The following is a 4,325-nucleotide window of genomic DNA, read 5'->3' as shown; positions in this document are numbered from 1 at the left end:
GGCGGCGGGATTCCGATCGCGGTCGGCGCGGCCTTGACGTCCCAGATGAAAAAACTCGGCTACGTCACCCTGTCGTTTTTCGGCGACGGGGCGTCCAATGAAGGCAGCTTCCACGAGTCGCTCAACATGGCCTCGATCTGGAAGCTTCCGGTCGTGTTCATCTGTGAAAACAACCAGTACGGCATGTCCGGCTCGGTCAAAGAGATGATCAACATCGAAAACATCGCGGAGCGCGCCGCTTCGTACGGCATCCCCGGCGTCGTGGTCGACGGCAACGACATCTTCGCGGTGATGAACGTCGTAGCGGAGGCGGTCGCACGGGCCAGATCCGGCGAGGGGCCGACGCTGGTCGAAGCCAAAACCTACCGCTGGAAAGGCCACTCCAAGAGCGATGCGAAAAAGTACCGCACCCGCGAGGAAGAGATGGAGTGGCGCACCAACCGCGACCCGATCGCGCGGATGCGGCAGGTCTTGATCGACGAGGCGATCCTGACGGAGGCGCAGGCGGACGAGATCGAACAAAAAGCGAAAAAAGAAATCGAAGACGCGGTCGTGTTTGCCGAAAACAGCCCGATGCCTTCTCTGGATACACTGGAAGAAGACGTGTACGCCTAAGGGACGCAAAAATAGAAGGGAGCAGGGACACAGATGAGAGAGATAACCTATTTGGAAGCGGTTCGGGAAGCCATGCAGGAAGAGATGAGAGTCAACCCCGACGTGTTCATCATGGGCGAAGATATCGGCGTCTACGGCGGGGCGTTCGGGGTGACGCGCGGCATGATCGAAGAGTTCGGGCCCGAGCGCGTGCGCAACACGCCCATCTCCGAGTCGGCGATTGCCGGTGCCGCCGTCGGGGCGGCGATGACCGGGATGCGCCCGATCATCGAGCTGCAGTTCTCGGACTTTATCACCATCGCCACCGACCAGATCGTCAACCAGGCGGCGAAAAACCGCTACATGTTCGGCGGCAAAGGGAAGGTGCCGATGGTGCTGCGCACCCCGGCCGGATCGGGGACAGGCGCCGCGGCCCAGCACTCGCAAAGCCTGGAAGCCTGGATGGCCCACATCCCCGGCCTGAAGGTGGTGCAGCCGTCCACCGGATACGATGCCAAAGGGCTGCTCAAAGCGGCGATAGACGACGACAACCCGGTGATCTTCTACGAACACAAGCTGTGCTACCGCACCAAGGGACACGTGCCGGAAGGGGCCTACTCGATCCCGCTCGGCGTCGCGGACATCAAGCGCGAAGGGACCGACGTCACCATCGTCGCCACCGCGATCATGGTGCACAAAGCGCTGGCCGCTGCGGTTGAACTGGAAAAAGAAGGGATCAGCGTCGAGATCGTCGATCCGCGCACCCTGGTGCCGCTCGACGAAGAGACCATCGTGAAGTCAGTCAAGAAAACCGGCCGGCTCGTCGTCGTGCACGAAGCTGTCAAGCGCGGCGGATTCGGCGGCGAGATCGCCAGCATGATCGCCGAGAGCGAGGCGTTTGACTACCTCGACGCGCCGATTAAGCGCCTGGGCGGAAAAGCCGTGCCGATCCCGTACAACCCGATACTGGAGAAGGCAGCCATCCCGCAAGAAGCCGACATCATCCAAGCGGTCAAAGAGACGCTGAACCGCGTATAGGGGGGAGAGAGCATGGCAACGGAAGTATTCATGCCCAAGCTGAGCATGACGATGGAGACGGGCACTATCCTGCAGTGGTTCAAGCAGGAAGGCGACGACGTCAAGGAAGGCGACCTGCTGCTGGAAGTGATGACGGACAAGATCAACATCGAAGTGGAATCGTACGCCAGCGGCAAGCTGCTCAAGATCTACTACGGCGCCGATGAAGTGGTGCCGGTCAACCAAGTGATCGGCTACATCGGAGCGGAAGGAGAGCAGGTGCCGGACAGCCCGCCGCCTGTAGAGGGTTCCGCCGGCGCAAAGGACGGAGCGGCCGCCGAGACTGCGTGTGACGCCTCGACCGGACAGGCCTGTGAGGCTGCGGAAGCCGCCGACGATACCGCCGGGGAGAAGGTGCGGGCCACGCCGGCCGCGCGCCGCATCGCCCGGGAAAACGGGATCTCCCTGCACAAGGTGACGGGAACCGGGGAGCGCGGCCGGATCCACCAGGCCGACGTCCTGCGCTATTTGGCCGACAACCGACAGGCAGAAGTCAAAGCGACGCCGCTCGCGCAAAAGATCGCCGCCGCCGAAGGAATTGCCTTGGGCGACGTGGCGGGAACGGGTGTGCAGGGCAAAGTGCGCAAAGATGACGTGCTGGCCCATCAGCGTGCGGCCGCCGCTTCCGTTCCGGCAGCGGGCGAGCAGGTCAAGCTGGACGGCATGCGCAAGGTGATCGCCCAGCGGATGGTGCAGAGCGCCTTTACCGCGCCGCATGTCACGCTGGTGAGCGAAGTGGACATGAGCGCCGCGATCGCGATGCGCCAGGCCCTGCTGCCTGTCGTGGAGAACAAGACGGGACTGCGCCTGTCCTACACCGAGATCATCATGAAGGCCGTGGCCTATGCGCTTCGCGAGCATCCGAAGGTCAACGCCTCGCTGCAAGGCGACTACATTGCCCTTCACCCGCAGGTGAACATCGGCCTGGCGGTGGCCGTCCCGAACGGATTGGTCGTCCCGGTCGTCAAACAGGCCGACCAGCAAGGGTTGGCCGACCTGACCGCCGCCTGCAAGCAGCTGGCGTCGCTGGCCCGCGACAACAAGCTTTTGCCGGAGCACATGTCCGGCGGCACCTTTACGATCAGCAACCTGGGGATGTACTCGATCGACGCCTTTACGCCGATCATCAACCAGCCGGAATCGGCGATTCTCGGCGTCGGCCGCATCCATGAAAAACCGGTCGGCGTGGGCGGCGAGATCGTGCTGCGGCCGATGATGACGCTCAGCCTCTCGTTTGACCATCGGGTGATCGACGGCGCTCCGGCGGCCGCCTTCCTGCAGACGGTCAAGGAAGTGCTGGAAAACCCCTATCAAATGATGGTCTAGGAGGTCGTGATGATGAAAACCTACAAGGTAGCCGTAGTCGGCGGCGGACCGGGCGGATATGTGGCGGCGATTCGCGCCGCCAAGGAAGGGCAGACGGTCGCCCTGATCGAGGCGGATGAGCTGGGCGGCACGTGCCTCAACCGGGGCTGCATCCCCTCCAAAACCCTGCTTCGCCACGCCGAGGTGATCGAAGACATCCAGGCGGCCAAAAGCTGGGGGATCGAGACCGGAGAGATGCAGCTTTCCCTGGAGAAGATGATGGCCCGCAAAGACGAGGTGATCAAGCGCCTGCGGACAGGCGTGGCTTCGCTCTTGAAAGCGGGCAAGGTAGACGTCTACAAGGGAAAAGGGACGGTTCGCCCCGACAAGACGATTGCGATTGACGGCGCTTCGCCGCAGACGATTCAGGCAGAGCAGGTGATTCTGGCGACCGGTTCGGTGCCGTTCGTGCCGCCGATCACCGGCATGGATCAGGTGGCGGTCCACACCAGCGACACGATTTTCGGCCTGCGCGAGATTCCGGAGTCGATCGCGATCATCGGCGGCGGGGTGATCGGCGTGGAGTTTGCCTGCATTTTCGCCAGTCTGGGCACCCGCGTCACCGTCGTGGAGATGGCGGAGCGGCTGGTTCCGAATGAAGACCCCGACGCCTCCCGCGCACTGCAGAAGGCCCTGCAGAAGAAGCGAGTCACGATCCTGACCGGGGCCCGGGTGGAGTCGCTGGCCCAGACGGACAGCGGCAAACAGGTCCGCATCGTCGATGCGTCCGGCAAGAGCCAGGAGCTGGCCTGTCAGGAAGTGCTGGTGGCCGTCGGCCGCCGCCCCAACCTGTCCGGCATCGAGTCATTAGGTCTGGCGATGAACGGGCCGTTTGTCGCCGTCGACAAGCACCTGGAGACGAGCATCAAGGGCATCTACGCGGTCGGCGACCTGATCGGCGGCTGGCAGCTCGCCCACGTGGCCAGTGCGGAAGGCACGGTCGCGGCCCGCAACGCGGCCGGGGAGCGCGTCACCGTCGACTACAAAGTCGTGCCGCGCTGCGTCTACACCCTGCCGGAGATCGCCAGCGTCGGCCTGACGGAAGAAGAGGCGCAAGGGCAGGGGTACCGGGTAAAAGTGGAGACCTACCCCTTCTCCGGCAACGGCAAGGCGCTGGCGATGGACCAGCGGGAAGGCTTTGTCAAGCTGATCGCCGAGGAGAAGTACGGGGAGATTCTCGGCGTGGTGCTCTTCGGGGCCCACGTGACGGAAATGATCGCCGCGCCGTCCGCGTTCATCCACCTGGAAGGCACGGTAGAGGAGCTGGCCGGGATGATCTTCGCCCATCC

Annotated in this window: 4 protein-coding genes; all 4 read left to right on the top strand. The window is 63.5% G+C overall.

The genetic code is table 11. The annotated features are described in order from the left end of the window. Window positions 1-615: thiamine pyrophosphate-dependent dehydrogenase E1 component subunit alpha (locus HGBM_RS26040; protein WP_019124010.1), on the top strand; the 615-nt coding region annotated here is incomplete at its 5' end. Between the two features lie 33 nt (window positions 616-648). After that, window positions 649-1,632 (top strand): alpha-ketoacid dehydrogenase subunit beta, encoded by a 984-nt coding sequence (locus tag HGBM_RS26035; protein WP_019124009.1) that lies wholly within the window; start codon window positions 649-651, stop codon window positions 1,630-1,632. Between the two features lie 12 nt (window positions 1,633-1,644). Beyond that, the gene (locus tag HGBM_RS26030; protein WP_019124008.1) at window positions 1,645-2,997 is read left to right on the top strand and encodes a dihydrolipoamide acetyltransferase family protein; all 1,353 of its coding nucleotides are present in this window, start codon (window positions 1,645-1,647) and stop codon (window positions 2,995-2,997) included. Window positions 2,998-3,009: 12 nt separating this feature from the next. Then, on the top strand, window positions 3,010-4,325 hold a 1,316-nt coding region (gene lpdA / locus HGBM_RS26025), incomplete at its 3' end, for a dihydrolipoyl dehydrogenase (RefSeq protein WP_019124007.1).

The organism is Brevibacillus massiliensis, from assembly GCF_000311785.1.
In the GTDB taxonomy this organism is placed as follows: Bacteria; Bacillota; Bacilli; order Brevibacillales; family Brevibacillaceae; genus Brevibacillus_C; species Brevibacillus_C massiliensis.
The sequence above is the reverse complement of the archived record's forward strand: the minus strand, read 5'-3'. Positions and strand labels throughout refer to the sequence as shown.

What these genes read in the sequence shown, in the direction of transcription:
- HGBM_RS26035 (WP_019124009.1), top strand. Translation starts at nt 649, where the DNA reads ATGAGAGAGATAACCTATTTGGAAGCGGTTCGGGAAGCCATGCAGGAA.
- HGBM_RS26030 (WP_019124008.1), top strand. Translation starts at nt 1,645, where the DNA reads ATGGCAACGGAAGTATTCATGCCCAAGCTGAGCATGACGATGGAGACG.